The 23,571-nt window shown below is 56.1% G+C and carries 22 protein-coding genes; 10 read left to right on the top strand and 12 right to left on the bottom strand.

Going from position 1 to position 23,571, the window contains the following annotated elements; all coding sequences use genetic code 11:
- The first annotated feature begins 59 nt into the window (after positions 1 to 59).
- The 8 genes from hpaE to G6L01_RS25185 all read left to right on the top strand — a co-directional run bounded on the left by hpaE (position 60) and on the right by G6L01_RS25185 (position 8,679).
- Complete coding sequence (gene hpaE, locus G6L01_RS25220; RefSeq protein WP_060716971.1) at positions 60 to 1,577, top strand: 5-carboxymethyl-2-hydroxymuconate semialdehyde dehydrogenase; 1,518 nt, start codon at positions 60 to 62, stop codon at positions 1,575 to 1,577.
- Between the two features lie 62 nt (positions 1,578 to 1,639).
- Positions 1,640 to 2,620, top strand: a complete 981-nt coding sequence (gene hpaD / locus G6L01_RS25215; protein WP_060716970.1) for a 3,4-dihydroxyphenylacetate 2,3-dioxygenase — start codon at positions 1,640 to 1,642, stop codon at positions 2,618 to 2,620.
- 83 nt (positions 2,621 to 2,703) lie between these two features.
- Positions 2,704 to 4,158 carry an NADP-dependent succinate-semialdehyde dehydrogenase gene (gene gabD, locus G6L01_RS25210; RefSeq protein WP_060716969.1) on the top strand — a complete coding sequence of 485 codons (1,455 nt, stop codon included), beginning with the start codon at positions 2,704 to 2,706 and terminating at the stop codon, positions 4,156 to 4,158.
- Positions 4,159 to 4,171: 13 nt separating this feature from the next.
- Positions 4,172 to 5,047, top strand: coding sequence for a fumarylacetoacetate hydrolase family protein (locus tag G6L01_RS25205; protein WP_060716983.1), 876 nt, complete (start codon positions 4,172 to 4,174; stop codon positions 5,045 to 5,047).
- Between the two features lies 1 nt (position 5,048).
- Positions 5,049 to 5,852: a 2-oxo-hept-4-ene-1,7-dioate hydratase gene (hpaH, locus tag G6L01_RS25200; protein ID WP_060716968.1), complete on the top strand. Its 804-nt coding sequence runs from the start codon at positions 5,049 to 5,051 to the stop codon at positions 5,850 to 5,852.
- Positions 5,853 to 5,866: 14 nt separating this feature from the next.
- A complete protein-coding gene (gene hpaI, locus G6L01_RS25195; protein WP_060716967.1) occupies positions 5,867 to 6,673 on the top strand; it encodes a 4-hydroxy-2-oxoheptanedioate aldolase in 807 nt (268 codons plus the stop codon).
- Between the two features lie 253 nt (positions 6,674 to 6,926).
- Positions 6,927 to 7,361, top strand: coding sequence for a low affinity iron permease family protein (locus tag G6L01_RS25190; RefSeq protein WP_060716966.1), 435 nt, complete (start codon positions 6,927 to 6,929; stop codon positions 7,359 to 7,361).
- Between the two features lie 211 nt (positions 7,362 to 7,572).
- Positions 7,573 to 8,679: a Fic family protein gene (locus G6L01_RS25185; protein ID WP_070166120.1), complete on the top strand. Its 1,107-nt coding sequence runs from the start codon at positions 7,573 to 7,575 to the stop codon at positions 8,677 to 8,679.
- An 89-nt stretch (positions 8,680 to 8,768) separates the two neighbouring features.
- Here G6L01_RS25185 and G6L01_RS25180 read toward each other — a convergent pair whose 3' ends face one another.
- From G6L01_RS25180 to G6L01_RS25160, 5 genes are all read right to left on the bottom strand, one after another.
- The gene (locus G6L01_RS25180) at positions 8,769 to 10,403 is read right to left on the bottom strand and encodes an FGGY-family carbohydrate kinase (RefSeq protein ID WP_070166118.1); all 1,635 of its coding nucleotides are present in this window, start codon (positions 10,401 to 10,403) and stop codon (positions 8,769 to 8,771) included.
- A 49-nt stretch (positions 10,404 to 10,452) separates the two neighbouring features.
- Entirely contained in the window at positions 10,453 to 11,181 is a 729-nt protein-coding gene (locus tag G6L01_RS25175) for an SDR family oxidoreductase (protein ID WP_060716964.1), read from the bottom strand.
- A gap of 25 nt (positions 11,182 to 11,206) precedes the next feature.
- Complete coding sequence (locus G6L01_RS25170; protein ID WP_060716963.1) at positions 11,207 to 12,469, bottom strand: sugar ABC transporter permease; 1,263 nt, start codon at positions 12,467 to 12,469, stop codon at positions 11,207 to 11,209.
- The gene (locus tag G6L01_RS25165; RefSeq protein ID WP_015918479.1) at positions 12,466 to 13,299 is read right to left on the bottom strand and encodes an ATP-binding cassette domain-containing protein; all 834 of its coding nucleotides are present in this window, start codon (positions 13,297 to 13,299) and stop codon (positions 12,466 to 12,468) included. The genes G6L01_RS25170 and G6L01_RS25165 overlap by 4 nt, the downstream gene beginning before the upstream one ends.
- Positions 13,300 to 13,370: 71 nt before the next feature.
- The gene (locus G6L01_RS25160; protein WP_060716962.1) at positions 13,371 to 14,417 is read right to left on the bottom strand and encodes an ABC transporter substrate-binding protein; all 1,047 of its coding nucleotides are present in this window, start codon (positions 14,415 to 14,417) and stop codon (positions 13,371 to 13,373) included.
- Positions 14,418 to 14,653: 236 nt separating this feature from the next.
- Between G6L01_RS25160 and G6L01_RS25155 the strand changes: the two genes are divergently transcribed.
- The gene (locus G6L01_RS25155; protein ID WP_070166116.1) at positions 14,654 to 15,703 is read left to right on the top strand and encodes a LacI family DNA-binding transcriptional regulator; all 1,050 of its coding nucleotides are present in this window, start codon (positions 14,654 to 14,656) and stop codon (positions 15,701 to 15,703) included.
- Positions 15,704 to 15,899: 196 nt separating this feature from the next.
- Here G6L01_RS25155 and G6L01_RS25150 read toward each other — a convergent pair whose 3' ends face one another.
- Both G6L01_RS25150 and G6L01_RS25145 read right to left on the bottom strand, forming a co-directional pair.
- Positions 15,900 to 17,108 carry an MFS transporter gene (locus G6L01_RS25150; protein ID WP_060716960.1) on the bottom strand — a complete coding sequence of 403 codons (1,209 nt, stop codon included), beginning with the start codon at positions 17,106 to 17,108 and terminating at the stop codon, positions 15,900 to 15,902.
- Positions 17,109 to 17,168: 60 nt separating this feature from the next.
- Entirely contained in the window at positions 17,169 to 18,158 is a 990-nt protein-coding gene (locus G6L01_RS25145; protein WP_060716959.1) for an AraC family transcriptional regulator, read from the bottom strand.
- A gap of 362 nt (positions 18,159 to 18,520) precedes the next feature.
- Between G6L01_RS25145 and G6L01_RS25140 the strand changes: the two genes are divergently transcribed.
- The gene (locus G6L01_RS25140) at positions 18,521 to 18,787 is read left to right on the top strand and encodes a DUF6118 family protein (RefSeq protein ID WP_139190179.1); all 267 of its coding nucleotides are present in this window, start codon (positions 18,521 to 18,523) and stop codon (positions 18,785 to 18,787) included.
- Here the strand turns inward: G6L01_RS25140 and G6L01_RS25135 are convergent.
- The 5 genes from G6L01_RS25135 to G6L01_RS25115 all read right to left on the bottom strand — a co-directional run bounded on the left by G6L01_RS25135 (position 18,670) and on the right by G6L01_RS25115 (position 23,500).
- Positions 18,670 to 19,665 (bottom strand): TraB/GumN family protein, encoded by a 996-nt coding sequence (locus G6L01_RS25135; RefSeq protein WP_070166112.1) that lies wholly within the window; start codon positions 19,663 to 19,665, stop codon positions 18,670 to 18,672. The two genes, G6L01_RS25140 and G6L01_RS25135, sit on opposite strands and share 118 nt — an antisense overlap.
- A gap of 242 nt (positions 19,666 to 19,907) precedes the next feature.
- On the bottom strand, positions 19,908 to 20,057 hold the full coding sequence (locus G6L01_RS25130) for a hypothetical protein (protein ID WP_156591179.1): 150 nt from the start codon (positions 20,055 to 20,057) through the stop codon (positions 19,908 to 19,910).
- A 171-nt stretch (positions 20,058 to 20,228) separates the two neighbouring features.
- A complete protein-coding gene (locus tag G6L01_RS25125; protein WP_060716956.1) occupies positions 20,229 to 20,450 on the bottom strand; it encodes a winged helix-turn-helix domain-containing protein in 222 nt (73 codons plus the stop codon).
- Between the two features lie 342 nt (positions 20,451 to 20,792).
- A complete protein-coding gene (locus tag G6L01_RS25120) occupies positions 20,793 to 22,271 on the bottom strand; it encodes a UdgX family uracil-DNA binding protein (RefSeq protein ID WP_060716955.1) in 1,479 nt (492 codons plus the stop codon).
- Positions 22,268 to 23,500: a putative DNA modification/repair radical SAM protein gene (locus G6L01_RS25115; protein WP_060716954.1), complete on the bottom strand. Its 1,233-nt coding sequence runs from the start codon at positions 23,498 to 23,500 to the stop codon at positions 22,268 to 22,270. The genes G6L01_RS25120 and G6L01_RS25115 overlap by 4 nt, the downstream gene beginning before the upstream one ends.
- Between the last annotated feature and the right edge of the window lie 71 nt (positions 23,501 to 23,571).

Here is a 23,571-nt window from a genome sequence, read left to right as displayed (position 1 = left end):
CGCAACAGGGCCGCAGCACGCCTGCACGTCCGCTGCCTGAACGAGACGACGGAGAGATTATGTCCAAGCTTGAAGACAATATTCAAAAGGCGAAGAATTACCTTGCCCGCTTTGCGCAAGATGGCGTTCTGAACCACATCAATGGTGAGGCCGTTGCGGCCCTTGATGGCGCAACCTTTGAGACGATCTCTCCGGTTGATTTGAAGCCGCTGGGGCGAGTTGCTCACGGCAAGGCTGCCGATATTGATCTGGCTGCCAAGGCGGCCCGCGCTGCGTTTCCTGCATGGGCCGCCTTGGGCGGCGATGCGCGCAAAAAGCTGCTGCACCGAATCGCCGATGCCATTGAGGCCCGCGCTGAGGAAATTGCCTTTGTTGAGGCGATGGATACCGGACAATCGCTGAAATTCATGGCGAAAGCCGCGCTGCGTGGTGCAGAAAACTTCCGCTTCTTCGCTGATCGCGCCCCAGAAGCACGGGATGGCAAGAGCATTCGCGCACCCGGTCAGGTGAATGTCACCACCCGCACCCCCATTGGCCCAGTGGGCATTATCACGCCCTGGAACACGCCGTTCATGCTGTCCACGTGGAAGATTGCGCCTGCCTTGGCCGCCGGCTGCACCATTGTTCACAAACCAGCGGAATTTTCACCGCTGACAGCCCGTCTTCTGGTGGAGATTGCCGAAGAGGCAGGCCTGCCAAAGGGTGTCTGGAACCTCGTCAATGGCTTGGGCGAAGATGCGGGCAAGGCGTTGACAGAGCACCCACTGATCAAGGCCATCGGTTTTGTCGGCGAAAGCCGCACCGGATCGATGATCATGAAACAGGGGGCTGATACGCTAAAGCGCGTGCATTTCGAGCTGGGGGGCAAAAACCCGGTGATCGTGTTTGCCGATGCTGATCTGGAACGGGCAGCGGACGCCGCCGTGTTCATGATCTACTCGCTGAACGGCGAACGCTGCACCTCATCTTCGCGCCTTTTGGTCGAGGCCAGTGTCTATGACAGGTTTACCGCCATGGTGGCTGAAAAGGCCAAGCGCATCAAGGTTGGCCATCCGCTTGACCCTGAAACGGTGATCGGGCCGTTGGTTCACCCCGTGCATGAGAAAAAGGTTCTCGAATATATCGCCATTGGCAAATCCGAAGGCGCGACAGTGGCGGCGGGCGGTGCGAAATTTGATGGTCCCGGCGGTGGTTGCTATGTGTCGCCAACCCTGTTTACCGGTGCCAACAACCAGATGCGGATTGCGCAGGAAGAAATCTTTGGCCCTGTGCTGACGGCGATCCCGTTCACGGATGAGGCCGAAGCGCTTGCGATTGCCAATGACGTTCAATACGGCCTGACGGGCTATCTCTGGACATCTGATGTGACCCGCGCCTTCCGTTTCACCGATCAGCTCGAAGCCGGGATGATCTGGGTGAATTCCGAGAATGTGCGCCATCTGCCAACGCCCTTCGGTGGCGTTAAAAATTCCGGCATTGGCCGTGACGGCGGCGACTGGTCGTTCGATTTCTATATGGAAACCAAGAATGTGGCCTTCGCCACCACGCCGCATGCAATCCAGAAACTGGGCGGCTGATCATCAATCAAGAACAAGCATGAGTGTCTGTTTTAAACAACAGATGGACGGAGGAGAATACCATGGCATTACCCACACCCAATCTTTACCCACCCTTCAACATTGTGCGTTTGAGCCATGTTGAATTTGGCGTCAAGGACCTGGCTAAATCCCGCGCGTTTTATGTCGATACGCTCGGCCTGCAAGTGACGGATGAAACATCCGAGGTGATCTATCTGCGGGCAATGGAAGAGCGCGGGCACCACTGCATCGTGTTGCGCAAATCGGAGGTTTCCGAAGCACGTGACCTTGGCTTCAAGGTGTACGATGAAGAGGAACTGGACAAGGCGGCGCATTTCTTCACGGGCAAGGGCCTGCCGGTGGAATGGGTCGAGCGGCCCTATCAGGCCCGCACCTTCCGCACCCGTGATCCCCATGGGATTCCGCTGGAATTTTACGCCCGGATGGACCGTTTGCCGCCGATCCACCAGCAATATGCCCTTTACCGGGGCGTCAAGCCGCTGCGCATCGATCACTTCAACTGCTTCTCATCCAATGTCGATGAGTCTGTTGCCTTCTACAACGAGATTGGTTTCCGCGTCACAGAATATACCGCTGATGAAGAAACCGGTCGTCTCTGGGCGGCGTGGACCCACCGCAAAGGTGGCGTGCATGATATCGCCTTTACCAATGGCACAGGGCCACGTTTGCATCACACTGCCTTCTGGGTGCCGACCCCGCTCAACATCATCGATCTGCTGGACCTGATGGCGACCACCGGCTGGATCAGCAATATCGAGCGCGGCCCGGGCCGTCATGGCATTTCCAATGCCTTCTTCCTGTATATTCTCGACCCGGATGGCCATCGCATCGAGATCTATTGCTCCGATTACCAGACGGTTGACCCTGATCTGGAGCCGATCAAATGGGATTTGAAGGACCCGCAGCGCCAGACCCTGTGGGGTGCGCCTGCACCACGGTCCTGGTTTGAGCATGGCAGCGTGTTTTCTGGCACAGACATGCGCGACTCCGACCTCAAGGCACAGCCTATCATCGCGCCCTGAGCGCGGTCTGACGAGGAGGGAACGCACCCGCTGGAAACAGCGCGTTCCCTTTCGGCGAGAAGAGCAACGAGAGGGTAAATCCTATGCAATTGAAAGACCCGACGCTGTTTCGACAAGCGGCACTGGTGGGTGGTGAGTGGATTGAAGCCGATCCTGCCAATGCCATCAAAGTGACCAATCCGGCGACGGGCGAAGTCATCGGCCATGTGCCGAAACTTGGGGCGGCGGAGACAAGAAAAGCGATCGCGGCAGCAGACGTTGCACAGAAGGATTGGGCGGCGCGCACCGCTAAGGAACGCGCCGTCATTCTGCGAAAATGGTTCGAGTTGATGATGGCCAATCAGGACGATCTTGGCCGCATCCTCACGCTGGAGCAGGGCAAGCCATTTCCGGAAGCCAAGGGCGAAATTGCCTATGGTGCAAGTTTTATCGAGTGGTTTGCCGAGGAAGCCCGCCGCGTTTATGGCGATATCATTCCCGGCCACCAGAAAGACAAGCGCATTCTGGTGATGAAGCAACCCATCGGCGTTGTGGCTGCCATCACCCCATGGAATTTCCCCAATGCCATGATCACCCGCAAGGCCGGGCCAGCTTTTGCGGCCGGTTGCGCCATGGTGCTCAAGCCCGCAGCCCAGACGCCCTTTTCAGCTATTGCTCTTGCGGTGCTGGGCGAACGGGCAGGCCTGCCCGCTGGCATTTTCAGTGTTATCACCGGTTCTGCCCGCGACATCGGCGCGGAAATGACCGCAAATCCTGTCGTACGCAAATTGACGTTTACGGGTTCCACAGAGGTTGGCGCGGAGCTTTATCGTCAATCGGCCCCGACGATCAAAAAGCTTGGCCTTGAACTGGGTGGCAATGCACCTTTCATCGTGTTTGACGATGCCGATCTCGATGCCGCCGTTGAAGGGGCTTTGATTGCCAAATTCCGCAACAATGGCCAGACATGCGTCTGCGCCAATCGGCTGTATGTTCAAGATGGTGTTTATGATACCTTTGCTGAAAAGCTTGGCAAGGCGGTCGCCAAACTCAAGACCGGCAATGGTTTCGACGAAGGCGTCATACTTGGACCGTTGATCGATGAAGCGGCCTTGAAAAAGGTTAGCGAACACGTCGCGGATGCTGTTTCCAAGGGGGCCACGATCCTTCAAGGCGGTAAGCCACATGCTTTGGGTGGCACGTTTTATGAGGCGACCGTGCTCACCAATGTCACTCAGGCCATGGCGATTGCCACTGAAGAAACCTTTGGACCGGTCGCGCCGTTGTTTCGCTTTCACGATGAAGCCGATGTGATTGCCAAGGCCAATGACACCGAATTCGGTCTGGCCTCCTATTTCTTTGCCAAGGATCTCGCCAGGGTCTTCCGGGTGGCTGAAGCGCTGGAATATGGCATGGTTGGCGTCAATACCGGCCTGATCTCGACTGCCGAAGCACCGTTCGGCGGTGTCAAATCCTCCGGCCTGGGCCGTGAAGGGTCCAGATACGGGATCGATGATTTTATTGAAATTAAATATGTCTGCCTTGGCGGCATTGCATAATGGGAGTTCAATCATGACCCAGCATCCTAAATTCGCCAGCTTCACCGCCGGGCAGCGACAGGCGTATGGCCTGATTGTTGACGATGGTGTGATTGATCTTTCCTCGCGTTTCGGCTCGCGCTACCCGACCCTCAAGGACGTGGTCGTGGCCAATGCGTTTCAGGAACTGCTGGATGCCGTATCCGGTCAGAAGCCTGATTTTCCGGTGAGTGACATCACTTACGATATTCCGATTGCCACCCCGGAAAAGCTGATCTGCGTTGGCGTGAACTTCCCTGATCGCAATGAGGAATATAAGGATGGGCAGGCGGCTCCGACCAATCCGTCGCTGTTCATCCGCTTTCCGCGCTCGTTCATCGGCCATGACCAGCCGCTGATCCGCCCGCCGGAAAGCCACCAGCTGGATTATGAAGGTGAAGTCACCATCGTTATCGGCAAGGGCGGTCGTCGCATTGCCGAAGCGGATGCCCTGTCGCACATTGCGGCGCTCACACTTTGCAATGAAGGCACATTGCGTGACTGGGTGCGCCACGCCAAGTTTAACGTCACCCAGGGCAAGAATTTCGATGCCTCCGGCTCCATCGGACCATGGCTTGTGCCGTTTACCGATGAAAGCCAATTGGCGGACATCAAGCTGGAAACCCGCGTGAATGGTGAAGTGCGCCAGAGCGACCGCACCAGCCGGATGATCTTTTCGTTCGCCAAGATCATCAATTACATCTCGACCTTCACCACGCTGGTTCCCGGCGACGTGATTGTCTGCGGCACGCCGACCGGGGCGGGGGCCCGTTTTGATCCACCCATCTGGTTGAAGCCGGGTGATGTGGTGGAGGTGGAAGCCGAGGGCATTGGCCTGTTGCGCAACACCATTGCTGATGAGGAGCTCTAGGATGCTGACACGAGATCAAATTGAAGCCGCAGCCCTAAGCCTTGATGAGGCCGAAAAAACCCGTGTGCAGACAGGGCTTTTGTCCTTGAATCACCCGGATATGGTGATGGATGACGCCTACGCCATTCAAGGCGCATGGGTGAAGCGGAAAATCGCCAGCGGGCGAAAGGTGATTGGCTGGAAGATTGGCCTCACCTCCAAAGCCATGCAATACGCGCTTAACATCAACATCCCTGATTCCGGCGTGCTGTTTGACGATATGGTGTTTGAGGATGGCGCAACGGTGCCCAAAGACCGCTTCATCCAGCCGCGGATTGAGGCGGAAATTGCTTTTGTGATGAAAGCACCTCTGAAAGGTCCTGATGTGACCGTGTTCGACGTGCTGAACGCCACGGATTATGTGACGCCTGCGCTGGAAATTCTCGATACGCGCATCCTGCGGGTTGACCCGGAGACGAAGAAGACTCGCACTGTTTTTGACACCATTTCTGACAATGCTGCCAATGCGGGCATTGTGACAGGTGGGCGGGCCGTGCGTCCCGATCAGCTTGACATGCGGTGGATGGGGGCGATCGTATCGCGCAATGCAGAGGTTGAGGAAACCGGCCTGGGTGCTGGCGTCTTGAATCAGCCCGCGCGGGGCATTGCCTGGCTTGCCAATCGTCTGGCCCAATATGGGGATGGAATCGAGGCCGGGCAGGTGGTTCTGGCAGGTTCATTCATTCGCCCTGTTGAGGCACGACATGGCGATACTATCGTCGGTGATTTCGGACCTTATGGTACCGTGAGCCTCTATTTCGAATAACAGAGACGGATTCCATGCCCGCACCTAAAAACACCTTCAAGCAGGCCCTCAAGGATAAGCGCACCCAGATCGGCTTTTGGCAGGCGCTTGCCAACCCTTATACGGTCGAGATTTCGGCCGATGCCGGCTATGATTGGTTGCTGCTGGATGGAGAGCACGCACCCAATGACGTGCCGCTGCTGATGGCGCAATTGCAGGCGATGAAAGGCTCATCCAGCCACGCGGTGATCCGTCCGCCGATTGGTGAAACATGGATGGTCAAGCAAATGCTCGACATCGGTGCGCAGACTCTGCTGATCCCCATGGTCGAGAGCAAGGAACAGGCCGAAACCATGGTGAAGGCCGTCCGTTACCCGCCCCATGGTGTGCGGGGGGTCGGTGCAGCTTTGGCGCGGGCATCGCGCTTCAATCGCATTCCTGATTATCTTCAAACTGCAAACGAAGAAATCTGTCTGCTTTTGCAAATTGAGAGCCGGGCGGGTCTTGCCGCACTTGATGCTATTGCCGCAGTCGATGGTGTCGATGGTGTGTTTATCGGCCCGGCAGATCTTGCTGCGGATATGGGTTATCTCGGCAAACCGGGTGCGCCAGAGGTGCAGGCCGAGGTCGAGAAGGCACTTTTGAAAATCCAGTCCCATGGCAAAGCCGCTGGCATCCTGATCGGTGATCTCGCCCTTGCACGACGCTATGTCGATCTTGGGGCCAGTTTTGTCGCCATTGGCAACGATGTAACCTTGTTTGCCAATGCCACGAGCAAGCTTCTGGCAGATTTTAACGCGGCTCAGCCCTCCAAAGGTGCCGGCGAAGCCAAGGTCTACTAGGTATTTTCCTTGCTATAATGACAAAAGCGTTCAGTGGAATCCTCAAGGATTGAATGGCAAATTTTTTATCGGATTTACAAACCTTCGCGATTTTCCTCATTTGATGATGGCAGAGTTGATGAACCAGAATCGGATGCTCAAGAACATTATCTGATGAAGCGATAGGCCTTCCGCTTGAGCGAAAAGACAGGTCCCCGGAACTTCCATGCCATCGAAGGATTATTGGTAGGCTTATTCCATCTGGAGGAATACCATGTCCGAGAAAACCAGTCTTTTTTCAAAATTTTCCGGCATGATCGCTGACCTTACCGGCAAGCCAGCAACATTCGTCATCGCGGTTGCCGGGATTATCCTCTGGGCGGTCAGCGGTCCGCTCTTCGGCTTTTCAGAAACCTGGCAACTCGTGGTCAATACCGGAACGACAATCATCACATTCCTGATGGTCTTCGTCCTGCAAAACTCTCAGAACCGAGACGGCAAGGCCGTTCAGGCAAAACTTGACGAGTTAATCCTGACCAGTGCAGCCGAAAACCGGTTTATGGGCATCGAACATCTGGACGAAAAGGAGCTAAAGCGCCTGACGCGACTTCTGAAAGAGGCCGCTGAGAGCGATCCAGATCATGTGCCCTCCGAGAAAGTCGATCATCTCATTCTTGATCGTCGGACAAAGCTACGAAAGAGAGACTAAAAGGGTCTACGTTCCGACTAAGTTAGGAACGATCATGGTTTGAAATGCTTGAATTCCATTCTATCGACCTCATGTCGGAGGCGAGCGGTAATGAAAGCGGTGTTTGATAAAGGACCCACAGCAGATTTCAAATCCGGATGATCGATAGAACGACTTGCAATAGCTCATCAATGGGCATAATTTTGAGTTATAGAAAAGGCGGCTATAACTCATGCAATGGAACTGGCAACGGCCCGATTGGCCAAACTTCTCCTATGACATTGAGAACATGGCCCTGTTGGAGCAAAGGTTTCTCCAGTCATCCGGTGAGGTGATTGGTGCTGTCAGGCATTTCAGTGACGACGACAGTAACCAATTGCGGATTGAGTTGCTGAGCGACGAAGCCATCAAAACGTCAGAGATCGAAGGTGAGTTCCTTGATCGAGCAAGCGTCCAGTCATCGCTGCGCCGACAATTTGGTCTCAACACAGACAATCGTCCGGTCCGACCGCAAGAGCGCGGGATCGCAGAGATGATGGCTGACGTCTATAAAAACTGGTCCGGCCCGCTCCAGCATGAGGACCTTTTCCAGTGGCACTCGATGCTGATGGCGGGAAACCGATATATCGAAACAATTGGCGCCTACCGTCGCCACACTGATGCAATGCAGATCGTCTCAGGTCGCCTGGACAAGCCTATAATCCACTTTGAGGCACCGCCATCTCGCCAAGTGGCTGCGGAAATGACGCTTTTCATCGACTGGTTCAATCGGTCGGGTCCAGGCGGGGCAACTCCATTATCTGCGCTGACCCGCGCAGCCATCGGACACCTCTATTTCGAAAGCATCCATCCCTTTGAGGACGGCAACGGTAGAATTGGACGTGCGCTTGCTGAAAAATCACTAGCGCAGAACATTGGGCAACCAAGCCTGATTTCACTTGCCTTTACAATTGAGCGTGACCGAAAGGCCTATTACTGCGAACTTGAGAGCCATCAGCGAAAACTCGATATCAACGGATGGCTTCTCTATTTTTCGCAGACGGTCCTGAAGGCCCAACAGGCGACGATTGATCGTATTGCCTTTTTCATTCAAAAGGCAAAATTCTATGATCGGTTTCGGGACCGGTTTAATGAGCGCCAGGAAAAAGTCATCGCCCGTATTTTTCGAGAGGGTATCGCTGGTTTTAAAGGCGGGTTGAGCGCAGAAAATTACATTTCAATCACAGCCACATCACGTGCGACGGCAACGCGTGACCTCCAGCACCTTGTCGAGATCGGGGCATTCACCCGCACCGGAGAGCGGCGACATACGCGATACACCCTACAACTTCAAAGCTGACCAGCATTTCAATAGGCCAGCATTTTGATCGGATTGTCTGCTCGTCGTTTTGTCCAGGTGTCAGAGAATCCCAAGGATATTCAATGCGCCTACACATCGCGTAGCGCTCTACCCTGGTGTTGTAGCGTTGTAAAATGGCTATATCTTTGGCTGTGGATATTGGCCAACGCCCCGCCCTGTGGATGATAGGTCTTTGTTACGCCGCTCAAGGCTTCCATTGCCTGGCTAACGCCTGAAAAGGCCTTTCCCGCCACGGCACCCAAAATCGCCGATCCCAGCAAAACCGGTTCCGCCATGGCCGGTGCCAACACGGGCTTACCACAGGCATCGGCCAATACTTGCCGCACCAGATCACTCTCGCCAGCGCCACCGCTGATCACAACGCGCTCAATAAACGCGCCCGACGCGGCCTGTGTCTCAATGATTTGACGCAGACCATAACCAATGCCGCACAGGCCAGCGATATAGAGCGCAACCAGACTATCAAAATCCCGGTCCATACCCAGACCGGCAATGATGGCGCGTGCGTGGGGATCGGCAAACGGCGCGCGGTTGCCGAGGAATTCCGGCACGATGTGCAAACCTTTCGCCAAATGCACGACATCGGGCAGGGTGCTGACCTTGGCCGCTGCCGCCTGCGCCAACAGAACCGGCAGAGCAACACCCTGTTCACGCGCCTTTGTGGCTGTCTCTGGTGCTGCCGGGTGAAAGGCCAGCAATTGATCAATCGCCGCACCGGCGGCACTCTGTCCGCCCTCATTCAACCACATGCCCGGCACCATGGCCGAGTAATAGGGCCCCCAGACGCCGGGTACAAACACGGGTTCAACAGTTGAGGTCATGGTGCAGGAGGAGGTGCCAAACACATAGGCCATATTGTCTTTAGGGCCGCTGCCAATGCCCACTGTACCAATGCCGCCCGCGTGGGCATCAATCATGCCTGCGGCCACCGCCGTGCCAGTTGTTAGGCCCATGGCGATAGCGGCGGTTTCTGTCAGACCCTGCCCAAGCGGCGTTCCGGGTTCGACAATGCGCTGGCCAATGCGGCTGAAGCCCTCGTCCGCCAGTTCTCCCAGCCCAATCGCATGGAAATAGCTGGCGTCCCATCTCTGCTCATGGGCCAGATAGGTCCATTTGCAGGTCACGGTACAGGTGGAGCGGGCAAGCTCGCCCGTTGCCTTCCAGGTGAGAAAATCGGCAAGATCAAAAAACTGCCAAGCACTTTTGAAGGTCTCGGGACGATTTTCCTTCAACCAGAGAATCTTGGGCGTTTCCATCTCTGGTGAAATCTTACCACCGACATAGCGCAGCACATCATGGCCGATGGCGTTGATTTTCTCCGCTTGCGTCACGGCTCGTTGATCCATCCAGACGATGATGTCCCGCTCCGCAAGCTCTGACGAACCCACTGGCAATGGCTTTCCACCTTCACCCAGCACCACCAGCGAGCACGTGGCATCAAAGCCGAGGCCGATGACATGAGCTGGATCGTCCACACCTTCGGCAACCTGCCGGACAACCGTGCAGACGGCATCCCAGATATCTGTGCTGGACTGCTCGGCAATTGCCCCGGCCTCGCGAAACAGCGCAATATCGCGTTTGGCAACGGCCACAAGCGTACCGCTCAGATCAAACAGGCCGGCACGGGCGCTGCCTGTGCCGACGTCGACGCCGATAATATAGCGTTCAAGCCCGGTCGCGACGGTGTCAGTTGCTTCGGTCATGGCAAATGCTCTTCAAATATAGATGGGACAATGATGAGGTTGGCGCCGATTAAAGATCGACGCTGTTGGGCACAATCACCAGATCACGGATGGTGACATTGCGTGGTCGCGACAGCATGAAGAGCACAGCCTCTGCCACTTCCTGCGGCTGCATCAGGCTGCCATTGGCCAGTGCTTCATCCATCTTGGCCTTTGGCCAATCATCGAGCAATGCAGTGACGACTGGACCGGGCAACACCGCGCCCACACGCACCCCGTGTTGCGAAACCTGTCTGCGGGTGGAATGCACAAAGGCCTGAACGGCAAATTTCGAGGCCGTGTAAATCGGCTCCCACACCACAGGCACCACGCCTGCAATCGAGCTGGTAAACAGGATATCGCCGGATTTTTGCGCAATCAGATGCGGCAAAACCGCATGCACCGAGCGAAAGGCCGCGTTGATATTGAGGTTCAACATCCGATCCCAAGCATCTGGGTCGCCTTCTGCCACGGCACCGCCAATATAGGCTCCGGCGTTGGCGTGGAAAATATCGAGACCACCTGCGACCTCCAGAATGCGCGGCAGCATGGCGGAAACCTCTGGCCCATTCAAAAGATCCACCACCAGCGGCTTGGCACGCTCACCGAGTTCTGCGCAAAGCGCATCCAGTTTGTCCTTGGCGCGGTCGATCAACACCACCGTTGCGCCTTCCGCCAGCAGAATTTTGGCGCAAGCGAGACCAATGCCCGATGCAGCGCCGGTGATGGCGGCGACTTTGCCTTTCATGATATCTGTCATGATACAATTCTCCTTGTAAATCTTGTTAGGCGCGGCCGTGACTGACACGGGAGCGGCGCGCAAGCGAATCCACAATCACGGCAATGGCAAGCACGGCCCCGGTGATCATGTAACGCAGCGATGAGCTGAGGTTGAGGAGCGTCAAACCATTGGAAATCGCCTGAATGACGATGATGCCAAGCAGCGCCGAATAGGCACTGCCACGCCCGCCAAACAGGCTGGTGCCACCAATCACGGCGGCGGCAATGGCGTTCAAGTTCACATCACCCGTGCCTGCCTGCTGGCTGGACGATGCAAGACGCGATGCCGACAGTACGCCGCCAAGGGCTGCAAGGGTTGAGCACAGCATAAACGCGCTCATATAGATGCGGCGAACATTGATGCCCGCCCGGCGGGCGGCTTCACGATTGCCACCTACGGCAAACATCGAGCGGCCCCATTGTGTCTTGGTCAGGAGGTAATTGACCACCACCACCAGCGCCACAAATAGCGCAAACATCCAAGGCACGCCGCGTCCGAGGTTGAGATAGTAGACGGCAAATTCAAAGCCCAGCGTGAGGATGGCGGCCTTGATCAACAACCCACTCAAGGGTTTTGAGGACAGGTTGACCGCTTGGCGGCGCTTGCGAACAGCCAGCCCAAACACAATCATCACAACACCGGGCACCAAAGCCAGCGTGAAGGACAGCCAATGCGGCATCACCAGAATTTGGCCAAAACGCACCAAAGGTGAGGCATAGGGCAAATTGATACTGCCCGTTGGGCCGAGAATGTAGAGCTGCATGCCCAGCAAGGCCAGCAGGCCAGACAGCGTGGCGACAAAGCTTGGCATGCCCATGCGGTTATACAGCACCGCATAAAGCGCACCCACCGCCGCCCCGGTGACCAGAGCCGCAAACACGGCAACAATCACCGGAAGGCCGGAATTGACCCACAAGACACCAATGATGGCCGAGGCCAGACCACTCATGGAACCAACCGAGAGGTCAATCTCACCCAACAACAACACACAAACAATGCCCAGCGAAATGATACCAACGGTTGCGCAATCAAAAAGCAGATTGACCAGATTGTTCGGGGCCAGAAAAATCGGGTTGAGAATGCTGAACACGGTGGAAATCACAATCAGACCAATGGCGACTGGCAACATGCCCAGATCGCCCGATTTGATCCGATTGATAAAACTGCGCAACATGCCCAGCACACCATCATCGTGGGTGACGCGTTCATCGCTGCGGTCCAAGGCTTGGGAGGACTTGGTTTCAGGGTTCGACATATTGTTGCTCATGCGGGTCTCCCCCTCGTGTCTGGGGCGCTGGTTTCTTGGCTATTTGTCTTGCGGGTCAGGCGGCGCGACACGGAATTTTCCGTGGCCCCGGTGATGGAGGCAACCAGCTCCTGATTGGATGCGTCAGGGGTAAAGACGCCGTTGTTCTTGCCCAGGCGCAGCACCACAATGCGATCGGCCACGGCGCGCACATCTTCCATATTGTGGCTGATGATGATGACGCCCAGTCCGCGTTCGCGCACCCGCTCAATCAGGTTCAAAACTTCGGCTGTCTGGGCAACACCAAGGGCCGCCGTTGGCTCATCCAGCATGATGATTTTCGGGTCCAGAAGTAGTGATCTTGCAATGGCAACCGTCTGGCGTTGACCACCTGATAGCGAGGCAATCGGCTCTCGAACGGAGGGAATCCGCGCTGCCAGCTCCTTCAAAAGCGTCCAAGCACGCACTTCCATGGCCACTTCATCGAGGTTCCATGGCGCAAGCTCGTGACCAAGGAAAAGATTGGCCACCACATCCAGATTTTCGCATAGGGCGAGGTCTTGAAACACCGTGGCAATGCCCAGTTCCAGCGCACGGCTGGGGCTATCGAGCGAGACGTTTTCGCCGCAAAATTCAATGGTGCCGGAGGTTGGCTGATGCACGCCTGCCAGCACCTTGATCAAGGTGGATTTGCCAGCGCCGTTATCACCCACAAGGGCAACCACTTCGCCGGGCCAGACTTCCAGATCAATATCCGTAAGCGCCGAGACAGCACCAAAATTCTTCGAAATATTGCGCAATTTCAGAATAGGGCCACCCGTTTTCGGGGCCGCTTGGTCATTTTGCACCATGGCGAAACGCTCTTTTCAGGTTCGGGGCATGTCCGATCCGGCAGTGCCGGACCGAACACAGATCAGAACAATTACTGGGTGATGCCCAGCTTTTTGCAGCCAGCGGCATATTCACCCGTGCAGACTTCGGCAGGCGTCTGAATCTTCTTATCAAAGATTTCAGCCTTGATGTTTTCTGCCGTCACCACAGCCGGAATGAACAGCTGCGAGGGGGTGTCATAAAGCGTCGTCTTGGCTTCCGGCTTTTCACCCTTCAGAAACTGGACGGTGACTTTAGCAGCCGCCGCCGCAACAATTTCCGATGGCTTGGAAATCGTGTTGTACTGGTCGCCGGAAATGATCAGCTGAAGCGCTGCGATGGTCGCATCATTGCCCGTAACAGGTGGAACCGGATTAACACCAGCCGCCTTAAACGCTGCAATCGCACCGCCGCCCGTGCCGTCATTGGCGGCAACAACGCCCTTGATGTCTGCGCCAAAGCGGGTGATTTGGCCAGCGGCCCATTCCTGCGCTTTTGGCGGCGCCCATTCTGGCGTATCAAATTCGGCCAGCGTCTTGTAACCTGAATCCTTCAGGCCTTTATGAACACCATCGCGGATCAGGCCAGCGGCGGCATCGGTGGGCGAGCCGTTGATTTCAAGAATACCCGCACCCTGTGGCACGCCCTTGGCCTTCAGGTGCTGCACCAAAGACTTGGCAATGGCCTCGCCAATACCAGCATTATCGAAGGACACATAATAATCCGCCGCTTTCTTTGGAATCGGACGATCATAGGCAATGACCTTCACATCCTGCGACTGCGCCAATTCGACCAGTGCTGCGGCAGCAGACGAATCCACCGGGTCCAGTACAATCACCTTTGCGCCTTGCGCAATCACCGAGTTGAATTGCTGCTGCTGAAGCGCGGTATCGCCATTGGCGTTTTGATAAATCACCGTGCATCCGGCGCACAGCTTGGCCATCTCGGCCTTGAAGCCCGGATAATCGTGGTTTTCATAGCGTGTCGATGCCTGATCCGGCATCAGAAACGCAACGGTTGCCTTCTCTTGCGCCAAGGCAGAGCCTGCAAACATGGCAGCGGCAGCAACCGACACCATCATCATGGAATGAAATTTCATAGCTTCCTCCTCTAGAACCCAAAACCAGCAGTGAGAGACGCATGCAACAGAAGACAGTGATCACGACTCAACGAGCGCACGATGATGCGACAACAATCCTGAATTGCTTGAGTGCCTCCCGGTCAACCCTCCAAAGCCAACCAACTTCATCGATTGAGCAACACTGCTCAATCGATGACGCAAGAATTGCCATCTTCTGACTTTGATGTCAAGTTGGGTTTCAACGGGAGGCGCTTGTGAATCAGAAAAAAACCGCCAAGAAGACCACGATCTACGATCTGGCCGAGCTTGCTGGCACATCGGCCAGTGCTGTGAGTGCTGTTTTGAACGGCAATTGGAAGAAGCGCCGGATCAGCACGCAATTGGCGGAAAAAATCAGACGGATTGCTGAAGAGCAAGGCTACGCGCTCAACATGCAGGCCAGTCTGTTGCGCCGGGAAAAATCACAGATCATCGGCATGATCGTCCCTAAGTATGACAACCGTTATTTTGGCTCGATCGTCGAAACCTTCGAGGATATGGCGCGGGCGAGGGGCCTTTTCCCGATCATCACCTGCACGCGACGTGACCCAGAGCTTGAAGTGGAGGCTGCACGCACTCTGCTGTCCTATCAAGTGGAATGGCTGGTTTCGACCGGAGCGACCAACCCTGACCGGATCACCGAAATATGCACGTCTGCCGGGGCGCGCAGCATTAATCTCGACCTGCCGGGAACGGCAGCACCTTCGGTTATTTCGGATAATTTTGCAGGGGCGCGGGAATTGACCCGTCGTATTCTAAAAAATTGTCACAGAAAAACCGGCAAGGCCGCACCGTTGCTGTTTGTTGGCGGGCGCGCCACTGATCACAACACCTTGGAGCGGGTGCGCGGTTTTCGGGCAGCCCATCAGGATATGGGCGTTCCGATCGATGAACGCCACATACTGGCTTGCGGATACGCCCCTGAAAAAGCGGAAAAAGCTTTACAAACACTGGCGATGGTTGAAGGCGAAATTCCAGGCGGAATGTTTGTAAACTCCACCATCTCTCTTGAAGGCGTCATGCAGTGGCTCAAGACCTCCGGCTATGTCGCGGAGCGGCTACCAGCAATGGGCTGTTTCGACTGGGATCCCTTTGTGGCGCTTTTGGGTGGCGACATCGAAATGGTGCGTCAGGATGTGGACGGCATGCTCAAGGCGGTTTTTGAGATTATCGACACGGGAATATCACAGAATACCTTCATTGAGGTGCCGCCGTTATTCGCTGGACAAGCAAAGGTGGAGGCGGAAATCAACCCTTACCTCTGAACTGACCGACTGCCCGGATTCAGCCATCTGACGATTATCGCAGTTGCTCGGATATCTTGACGTTCATGCTGTCTGCCGTTTTGACGACTGCCCCCATAAGGCAGCAGCTCCGCTGCTCTCGTTGTGGAGCCTCAACAGGTTGTTGATGTTCACATTGAGGCTCAAAGTGGCAAAGGTGGCTGACCCGAAGCGAAGATCAGGTGCGCGGTTGCGTCAGTGCCAAGGCGACCGTCAACGCGGCCAGGGCGGCGGTCAGGGTCAAGGGTCCCGCAGCGCCATAATGATCGACGACATAACCGCCGACAACCGCGCCAATCGTGATCGCGACCTGGAAAGAGACGACCATCAGGCTGCCCGCTGCCTCCAGGGCGTCAGGTGCACTGCGTGACAGGTTGGTCGGCAGCACCACGGGTGCCATGCCGAAGGCAAAGCCCCAAAGCGTAACAAGGCTGAAGGCAACGCCGACATAGCTACCCCAAAGCACCAAGGCGAGCGCTGCAGACGCCATCAACACGGCGGTGACAGCGAGTGCCATATGAATACTGGCGTCAGCCATCCGGCCACCCGCAACGTTACCGATTACCGACGCGACGCCAAATCCGAGAAGTGCCAGGGCAATCGGGCCAGTTTCAAGCAGCGTCACCTGTTCCAGGAAAGGGCGCACATAAACCGAGCCGGCAAAATGCCCCGTCATCAGCAAAAGGATGGCCAACATTCCAAGTTGAACCCCACGCCGCCGCGTCAGCCGGAATACATCAGAGAGACTGTTGCTTGTGCTTGAAGGCAATGTTGGCAAGCAGATTATCTGCAGCAGCATGGCAAGTGCAGCTAGCCCCGCAGTCATAGACATGGCGCTGCGCCAGCCCAACCAGTCACTGATCAAAGCGCCTATCGATGGCGCCGCGATCGTCGCGAGTGAAACGCCGAGCGTAACGATCGCCATGCCCCGTCCTGTTGCGTTGGTCCCAACCAACCTGGAGACGACGGCAACCGAAAGTGCCCAGAAGCCGCTGAGGGCAATGCCGAGGCCTGCTCGACCGAGCATCAATAGCCAAAAATCCGTCGCCACCGCCGCAAGAATATTGGAGCCGATTGCCAACGCACTGAGGCCGACCAGCACTGTCTTGCGGTTTAATCTGCCGATCAGGACATTGCTCAACAGGGCCGTGATGGCGCCCACGAAAGCGGTGGCAGTCACAACCTGCCCGGCTGTTCCCTCACTGATCCCAAGATCACGAGCCATTGGCGTCAGCAGGCCTGCCGGCAGGAACTCAGCCGAGACCAGCGCAAAACTGGTGGCCGCCATCGAAAGGACGGCGAGCCAGGTGGCAGAGCTCCACGCGACCGGCTCAGCGGTATCGAGGTCTATATCCGCGCTGTTAAATTGTGATGTTCTGTCCGTCATTGACGTATCTCCTGAATCCGGAAGCACTTCATAGACGAAAGATTTGGGATTATATGTAGCTTAAAATCCGAAAACCATGTCCGTTCGTCCGGAAACTGTGCGGCGCACAACGCCGGGTGAGACCGTGGTAATGCGTTTGAAAGCGCGCGCGAACGACGCTTCGGATTCATAGCCCAGGCGAGATGCAACCTCGGCAACCGACATGCCACCTTGCCCCAACAACTCACGGGCAAGCTGCATGCGCAGGCGAGCGAGATAGCGTGCCGCGCCTTCCCCTAAAACAGCACTGAAGCGTTCGGCAAAGATCGAGCGCGACTGGCCTGCCACACCGGCAAGGCTTTCAAGCGTCCAGTTATGGCCGGGATCGCGGTGCATGGCTGCCAACACACGACCAAGATGGGGGTCGCGGATGGCGGCGAGCCAGCCGGTGGTTGCCGCTCCGCTGCAATTGACCCAACAGCGGATAAGCCGCGCGACGAGCAAGTCAGCCATACGCGTCAGGATCGTTGCGCTGCCCATCTGGGGTTGTGAAGCCTCTGTCGTCATAGCCGTCAGCAGAGGGCCAATGATCGGGTCATTGCCAGCGACATCGCAGCCCTTGATGATTGGCGGCATCAGGGCGATCAAAGGATCAAGGGCATAGGCGCTCAGCGCCATGGAGCCGCAAAAAAGCGTGCTGGTCGCCCCCGTTCCTTCCCGCACCAATTCGCAAACCTTGCTGCTCAACCTTTTTATCTGACAGCTTTTGAGCGAGTCGCCTTCAACATCCGGCGCGCTGGCCAATCGATGTGCGATACCTTGCGGCAGTAGGACCAGATCCCCATCGTGCAATTCCTGCCATCCCTGGGCTTCGGTATGAATCCAGCATGGACCTTGGCTGATAAAATGGAAACGAAGCAGCTGTTGGTGCGGCAGAGCGATGCTCCACGGATGCCGCAGTTCGCAGCGCCCATAGTTTACTCCACTCAAACGAAAGTCCTGTAGAACTTCGCTTAGCGCATCCATTGGGATATTTGACGGCGACAATCGTTGAGACGAATGATCAGACATTACGCTAATTTATGCACCAAACGTCTGCTGCGCAAGCACGAAGATTTATGAATTCAAGTGTGCTTCCCATCGTCGCGCCCTCACTCATTCCAGTCAGCCAATGGATTAAGCCAAGTCCTGAAAGCGAGGGGTATCCGCTCCTTCATAGTGACCGCGGAGCTGGCGCGACGGCTTACAGGCCAGAGTGCCGTGATGTTATCTCGCTCTACTGCAAAGACAGGTAGCAGGGGACCCAGCTTCCCGCTTTTGACCCAATGGGGTCGCCACAAAGCTGGTGCCAATGCCAGCCGCAACCGTCGCCATGACACATTCCTCGCATCGATGATGTTGCCCGCAGATGGCAAGCCGGTGAAGGCCGGCCTGTGCCGGCTGCCGTGCCGCTTGAAAATACGCAGATCCTGCGGCGCCAAAAGGGTGCCAATCGGGATTCCGTTTTCCGGCAGGGTGCCGAGCACTATGCCCGCGCCCTTAAACGCAGCGGGGAGGGGCTGGTTCGTTTCGCCGTTGACAATCAGAGAGGCATGCCGACCCATGCACATCTCTCTGACCGCATCTTGATATATTCCGGATCAGCGGCTAACGCGGGAGAGACTTCACTCCAACTTAAATCCGATGGCGGTCCGAGGTAAAGGATAGCGTCGAACTGCTCCTCCATTAAAGGAGAGCGCTCGGGATCGACATGAATCTTTACAATCGCATCGCGTTGCTTGGTCAACATAGCGTGCGGGTAATATGATCGAAAGCTTGCCTCTCCCAGCGGAGTGCCTCGAATGGGAACAAGACTCGGTGTGTGCCATGAGCACATATCGGACTGCAAAGTCGTTAGATCGACAAACACGGGCGTCCAGACAGAATAGACATTGGCTCCTTGTGCCTCAAGCAACGACACGATTGAATTTTGTAGCGGGATGGACTCTAATTCCATGGCCTGTCCCTCTTCCGATTGCCAGAAGAGTCTCTTGCGTAGAAGGTGCATACCGCCGTAGATGACTAAAGCGCGGCGCTGCTTCGCCAGCACTTCACTTTGAATAATTCGTGCCGCACAGCTGTCACGGTCTTCAAGTGTATTCCATGTTTCTTGGAGTTCAGCGGCGCTGTTGACCCTAGACCAATCTATTGGCGGGTCACCCAACAAAACACGAATCTGCCGCTCTTTGGGCAGCGTTGCATTCAAATCGCGAACGTCTCGAAATAGTCCCTCAAAGACGGGGCAATCCCACACATCGTGGGGTTGCGTCGTATTCTGCCAAGCTTTGCAGATTTCTCTATCAGGGATATCTTCTCCTGAAATAAAACGGTCCATGATGCTTTGGTAGAGAGAGTTACCGCTCTCCACCACTATGTCGTTCACGAGGGCGGAAAACCCTGGGTCGCGGATGAGCGCACGTCTCAACGCATATGCCTGCTCACAACCGTGCCCGCCGTCGCAAAGCGCAACCACATCGTGGGATTTGAAAGCCTCCAGAAGGCCGGTGATTGGATCATTGATAGTCGCAAAGGTCGTCATCTGGCGCCTCGGTTTTTATCAGCAGCATTATGTTTTTTCCGGCAGCGGTCTGTGGCGTCAAGGTTGAATGTGCGCCAGTTCGCAAAGTAGAAATGTCCGGCGGATCCAATCCGGCACCACGGCCAGCCCCGGTCTCAGCGGCTGATCCCAGCTGCAAGATCGGATCGGGGCGGGTGAGAGGCACCACCATTATTCAGCCATAAAATGTATAAACATTGCTTTCTCCCGTCGAGCAATCACGGCTAGATCGTTATGTTTCCTGGCACGACGAGATTGTTGGACATATGCCATCCTGCCTGATCCATGATGAGAATGGCGTGTGCATCGTCGGCAATATGACGAGCGATTTCGGCCAGATGCTGTGTCATGGCATAGGTATAGCACCAAGGCATGATCAGAGTTGCCGCCTTGCCAAGTCCCGGACCGATAGCACCGAAGATGTAGGCCGATCTGGTGGGTTGATCGCGAGGCGCTGAAGGTCGCGTTCCTCGTGCGGCCCAGGCGGCGATCTCTGCTACTGCGGCCGGGAAGTTTTTTTAAAAATTCTCAATGGTTTGAGGGTCTTACGCGTGATGGTTGGGGCAAGCGGTGAGTTTGCTATAGCTCATCGCATTCAGTTCACGCCCAAGCTGCTGGCGGCTCAGTGAAATGCGATGCTCCTGCCAAAGCCATTGCACCAGACCAACCAGCCTCCAACGTACCACACCGCCGAGATAAGGAACGGGACCTTTCTCGACCGCAGCGACAAGCACCTTGCGCTGCTTGTCGTTCAGCCCACGGCTCACGGCCCTTGGCCTTTCCGGCTCTCAGACCGTCTGGGCCGTCCCGATTGAAACGCTCGCCCTAGTCTCGAATGATCTGCAAACCAACCCCGCCCAGCGAAGCTGTCTGGCTGCCTGTAAACTGCTCCGGCTTTGCTGGAGACTGTTTGATTTAAGTTATGCTGCCATGGATGGGCGTAGTAACGTTGTTCGGTTTCGGCTGACTAAGGCATCTGTTACACAACTCTGCTAGAACAAGGCGCCCGCTTCACCCACCCGTCACTTAAAGACCGCAGTCGCCGCTTCCCGCCGGAGGCATCGAGGTCGCGCTTTGCCAAAGCATGGACAAATCGCCAGCTTTTCTCCTTACGCAACAAGTCTACCGATCTGGCTTATGTCGTCTCGAAAGCGCGCGAGTTCTTCGTTTCTCTTGATCTCGTCTGGAATACGAAGCAGGTAGGACGGATGAACGGTGACGAATAGATGTCGCGTTTCGTCCATGACAATTGGCCGGCTGCGGACATCCTCCAACCGGTCCTTTCGATCGGTGAGCGAAAACAGCGCAATTGCGCCCATGGCGACAATCAGCTTCGGTTTCACCATATCGATCTCTTGGGTGAGCCACCACCTGCATTGCTGCACCTCTGCGATATTCGGGCGTTGATGGATACGGCGCTTTCCCCGTGGTTCATACTTGAAGTGCTTCACCGCGTTGGTGACGTAGAGCATACGCCGGTCCAGGCCGGCCTGCGCCAGAGCCTCGTCGAACACTCGGCCCGCCGGTCCGACGAACGGCCTGCCTGCGAGATCCTCCTGGTCCCCCGGCTGCTCTCCAACGATCATGATCATTGCATCGACAGGCCCTTCGCCGAACACGGTCTGTGTTGCCCGGCAGGAGAGATCACATCGATTGCAGCGTCGCGCTTCCTGGCGTAGCGCGTCTATCGTGTCCGCTTCGGCCGCTGGCGCTGCCGGCACACGCGCGGCAGCCTCCTGGAGGCGATGATGAAAAGGCAGCGGCTCACTGGCTTGTCGACGGGCCATATCGATCAGCTTGGCTTCCGCCCCGGCGATCAAGCTAGGAATAAGCTCTGCCTCCGGCAGGTTCTTCCAATATTTCTTCGGCATCTCCGTCATCATCATCTTCACCTTCAAGCGGGCGGGATTGAAGATGGATGCATAATATATGCGCCAGAGATCGTCGGTTTGATCGCGTATATCGGGCTTTATCGCCGGGTCTGTCGAGGTCATAAGTGTCTGGCCATCCCATGACGCGGACCCGTGGGGCGTCAGGATAATCCAATCCATGTCATTGAACCGACGTTGGAAAAACGGCGCGACGCGCGCGATGATAAAGTGGTCAGGCTCAAACCAGGCGACAAAGCGCCGTCGGCCTGCAACACCAACAGGCAATGGCACTTCCTTGAAGCGCAAGAAGGCCGTCATCTTATGATAATCGCGCCCCACCGATTTCTGCATCCGGTACGCCAGCGCCACATCGGCATCCGTCTTCACCTCAAGAAGGTGCCTTTCCTGCCTCAACCGAAAGAGAAGGCGATACAGCAAGGCGAAGCGGCCGGGATCGGAATGACACACAACGGCTTCTCCAAGCTGAAGGAAGGCTGCCGGGACGGACATATGCGCCATTCCACCTGTGTGTTCTGCCGGGCTTGGCGTGCTGCTTTCTTTGGATTGGCTTGCATCAGCACCAAACAGCCCCTGTTCATCACCGATAAGCCGCCAGTCGATAGCTTTTGGTTCGATCCCGGCCTGTAGGCACCGTCGCGCGGCCTCGCGCCATTCAGACAGATCACCGCGACCTTCGAGAAAGCAGGTTTCAGTCATAATAACGATAATTGCTCCGGCTTTGGCATGAACATCGCCCGCAAGTCGGCGCGATCGATCAAGCGATGCGGCGTCCAGCCCTCAGCAATGATGAACGGCTGGACTTTTTTGAGTGACACGCTGAGACGCCCGATATCCTCGAGCCGCAGCCGCTTGAACCGCCGTGTTGAGAGAATGGATGTAACGGTCTTTGTGCCGAAGCCAGGCACACGCAGAAGCGCTTCCTTGTCGGCGAGATTGATGTCGACAGGAAATCGATCGCGATGACCAAGCGCCCAGGCCAGTTTCGGATCGAGGTCGAGATCGAGCATGCCGTCTGGCCGTGCCGCCGTGATCTCTGCGATGTCGAACCCGTAGAAACGGTAAAGCCAGTCTGCCTGATACAATCGATGCTCCCGCATCAGCGGCGGCTTGATCAGCGGAAGGTTTTTTGACGAATCCGGGATCGGGCTGAAGGCGGAATAGTAGACACGCTTCAAGCCGTAGCTCCCATAGAGCCTTGCACTGGTGCCAAGGATGGTCGCATCGTCGGCAGCGTCGGCGCCGACGATCATCTGTGTGCTCTGCCCGGCGGGTGCGAACCTCTTTCGCCGTTTGGTCTGTAGGGTCGGGTCGGCCATTTCTTCGATCTTCAAGCGCAAATTGCCCATCGACTGGCGAATGTTGTCGGGCCGCTTTTCCGGGGCGAATTTGCCGATGCCGGCATCGGTAGGCAATTCGATATTGATCGAAAGGCGATCAGCGTAGAGCCCGGCCTCCTCAATCAGTTGCGCGGACGCCTCGGGAATAGATTTGAGATGAATGTAGCCATGGAAATTATGTGTCGTGCGCAATTCGCGAGCGATGCGGACCATCTCCTCCATTGTGTAATCGGAAGAGCGGATGATGCCAGAGGACAGAAAGAGACCCTCGATGTAATTGCGGCGATAGAATTCGAGCGTCAGCCAGATGACCTCCTCGACCGAAAACCGCGCCCGCTCAACATTGCTGGACGATCGGTTGATACAATACGCACAGTCGTAAATACAGAAATTCGTCATCAGGATTTTAAGGAGAGAGATGCATCGCCCGTCCGGCGCATAGGCGTGGCAGATCCCGGAGCCCTCCGTCGATCCCAGCCCGCCCGCGGCTGCTGCGTTCCGCTTTGTCGTTCCGCTGGAGGCGCAAGACGCATCGTATTTTGCGGCATCCGAGAGGATGGCGAGGCGTTCTTTGAGTGACTTTTTCATATGACGTTCACTAAATGTTCTAATCGTATCTGTCAATATTAGCGCAGTTCACAGTTCGATATCCCTGCTGA

This window comes from Agrobacterium vitis, assembly GCF_013337045.2.
Classification (GTDB): domain Bacteria; phylum Pseudomonadota; class Alphaproteobacteria; order Rhizobiales; family Rhizobiaceae; genus Allorhizobium; species Allorhizobium vitis_B.
Note: the sequence above shows the minus strand (reverse complement) of the source record. Positions and strands in the feature narration are given on the sequence as shown.